Annotated in this window: 2 protein-coding genes; both read right to left on the bottom strand. The window is 70.2% G+C overall.

All coding sequences use genetic code 11. The features are described from left to right. Nucleotides 1–50 precede the first annotated feature (50 nt). On the bottom strand, nucleotides 51–1,130 hold the full coding sequence (locus tag ABT247_RS33035; RefSeq protein WP_350750225.1) for a sugar ABC transporter substrate-binding protein: 1,080 nt from the start codon (nucleotides 1,128–1,130) through the stop codon (nucleotides 51–53). Between the two features lie 251 nt (nucleotides 1,131–1,381). Then, nucleotides 1,382–2,224 (bottom strand): chitosanase, encoded by an 843-nt coding sequence (locus ABT247_RS33030; protein ID WP_350750223.1) that lies wholly within the window; start codon nucleotides 2,222–2,224, stop codon nucleotides 1,382–1,384. Nucleotides 2,225–2,491 lie beyond the last annotated feature (267 nt).

Here is a 2,491-nt window from a genome sequence, read left to right as displayed (position 1 = left end):
GGGCGCGCGATCGGTGCGGCCGCGCCCTCGCTGCCTTCCGGCGGGGTGAGCTACTTGACCCCGGCCTCCGCGCAGGCCTGCGCGTACGGCTGGGTGCAGATGTCGGCCGCCTTGTAGAGCCCGCCGCCGACGACCGTGGCCTGCACCTTCGCCTTGGTCACCACGATCGGGGTGAGCAGCAGCGAGGGGATGTGCAGCGTCCCGCTGTCGGTGACGGAGGTGGCGGTGGTGCTGATGTCCAGGCCCTCGGCCAGCTGGACGGCTATGTTGCCCGCGGCGTCCGTCTCCGGCTTGTACGGCTTGTAGATGGTGTACGCCTGCTCGCCGGTGAGCACCCGGCGGACCGCGTCGATGGAGGCGTCCTGGCCGCCCACCGGCACGTTCTTGATGCCCGCGGCCTTCAGGGCGTCGATGACGGCGGCGGCCATGCCGTCGTTCGCGGCGTAGACGGCCTGGATGCCGTCCTTCCCGAGGCTCTGGATGGCCGCGTTCATCTTCGCGGTGGCCACCTCCGGCTTCCACTCGCCGGACTCCTCGTAGGCGATCTTCTTGACCTTGCCGTCCAGCGCCTCGTGCGCGCCCGCCTTGAACTGCGCCGCGTTGGGGTCGGACTCGGCGCCGTTGATCATCACGACGTTGGCCGAGGAGGCCTTGGAGCCGAGCGCGTCGAGCAGGGACTGGCCCTGGAGCTGGCCGGTGCGCTGGTTGTCGAAGGAGACGTACGCGGCGACCTTGCCCTGGGCCAGCCGGTCGTACGCGACGACCTTCACGCCCTTGGCGTTGGCGGCGTCGACCCAGGGAGCGGTGAGCTTGGCGTCGACCGGGTCGAGCAGGATGACCTTGACGCCCTTGGCGAGCAGGTCGTCGAACTGCTTCTTCTGGAGCGTCGCGTCGCCGCCCGCGTTGGCGTAGCTGAGGGTGCACTTGGTGCAGAGGCTGGTCACCGTCTGCTCGATCAGCGGCTTGTCGAACGCGTCGTAGCGGGTGGAGGACGCGCTCTCCGGCAGCAGCAGACCGATGCCCTCGCCGCCGCCGCCGGCCGCCGGCGTCTGGGGCGCCGCGGTCTGCCCGCAGGCCGTGAGGGTGAGCGCGAGCGACACGGCGGCCGTGCCCGCGGCCGCGAGACGCATGGGTCTGATCATGATCGGTGGTGCCTCCTGTACTGCGCCGCAACACTGCGGCAGGGGAGGGAGTCAAGCGCCACCGGGGGGATGCGTCAACGAGGGAGGAACCCTTCGTTATCCGCCTGCTCGATTCGTTACGGGATGAACAGGACTTTCACATCCCCTTTGGACTTTCGTGGGGGGGCGGAGCGCCGGGGCGGCGGGAGACCCCGCGGGGGGGGGAGAGAACGGCCTCCCGCCGCCGGCCGGACCGGGGCTCAGCTGTCGATGCTGTAGCTGTCGCCGTAGACCTTCCACTTCAGCGGCGGGTTGAGGTCGAAGTTCCTGGCGTTGAGGAACACCGACTGCTCGGTGTCGACCCGGCTGGTGTCCGAGTGCGCCTCCTCCTTCTTCATGACCACCTTGCGGGCGTCCAGGAAGGCCTTGAGGTAGGTGGCCTCGTCGCCGCCCTGGGCGGGCGTCCTGGCCTTCTTCATGGCGGCCGCGCGGATGCCGCCGAAGCTGTCGGAGCCGGAGCCGGGGCCGTGCATCACGATGGCGTCGTAGTAGATGAACTGGCCGAGCGCGCGCAGGCCGTCGGCCTTGGCCTGGTTGACGGCGGGGTTGAAGTACACCCGGTCGCGCTCGTCGTTCTGGGCCTGCTGGAAGGCCGGGTCCTTGGCGGCGGTGGCCCAGTCCTTGACGAACGGGCTGCCGAGGCCGGCGTGCGAGTCGCTGCCGTTGACCTTCTTCAGCGCGGGCAGGTACTTGGCGAGGATGTTGCCGGGCTTGATGTCGGTGTAGTGCTGCACCAGCTCCAGCATGTCCCCGGTCCCGGAACAGAAGCCGATGATGCCGGCGGTGTAGCCGCGGCCGTCGCCGATGTCCTCGATGTACTTGTACTGGGCCTTCCAGTCCAGCGACGAGTTCTCCGCGCTGGACACCAGCTGCATGGCGATGTCCTTCTTGTGCGGGTCGTCCAGGCCGACACCGCTGAGCCGGACGGACGTCGCGGCGGCGGGCGCGGCCTCGGCGGCCGAGGTGGCCGCGACCGTCAGCGGTGCGGCCACCAGGGCGGCGGCGATGGCGATGCGGAGGGCACGACGGGGCTGCGGACGCATGAGCGCTCCGTTTCCTGAGTGGGTTAGGAAACCTTCCTAACGAGTAGGAAACTCCCTTCGCCCTTGCCCCGCAAGGGCTTTGACCCATTCACTTCAAGCGGATGTGAACGGCCCAGGTCAGGCCGCGCGAGGCGGGGGAAGCGCGGCGCGGGAACGGAAGCGGCGACGCGAGGCCGGGGAGCAGCGGCGCGGGACCGGGGACCGGCGGTGCGACGCCCCACCCACCGGACGCTCGCCGCCCCGGACAACGCGAGGGGCCCCGCCCGG

The organism is Kitasatospora sp. NPDC001539 (assembly GCF_040298565.1).
Classification (GTDB): domain Bacteria; phylum Actinomycetota; class Actinomycetes; order Streptomycetales; family Streptomycetaceae; genus Kitasatospora.
The sequence above is the reverse complement of the archived record's forward strand: the minus strand, read 5'-3'. Positions and strand labels throughout refer to the sequence as shown.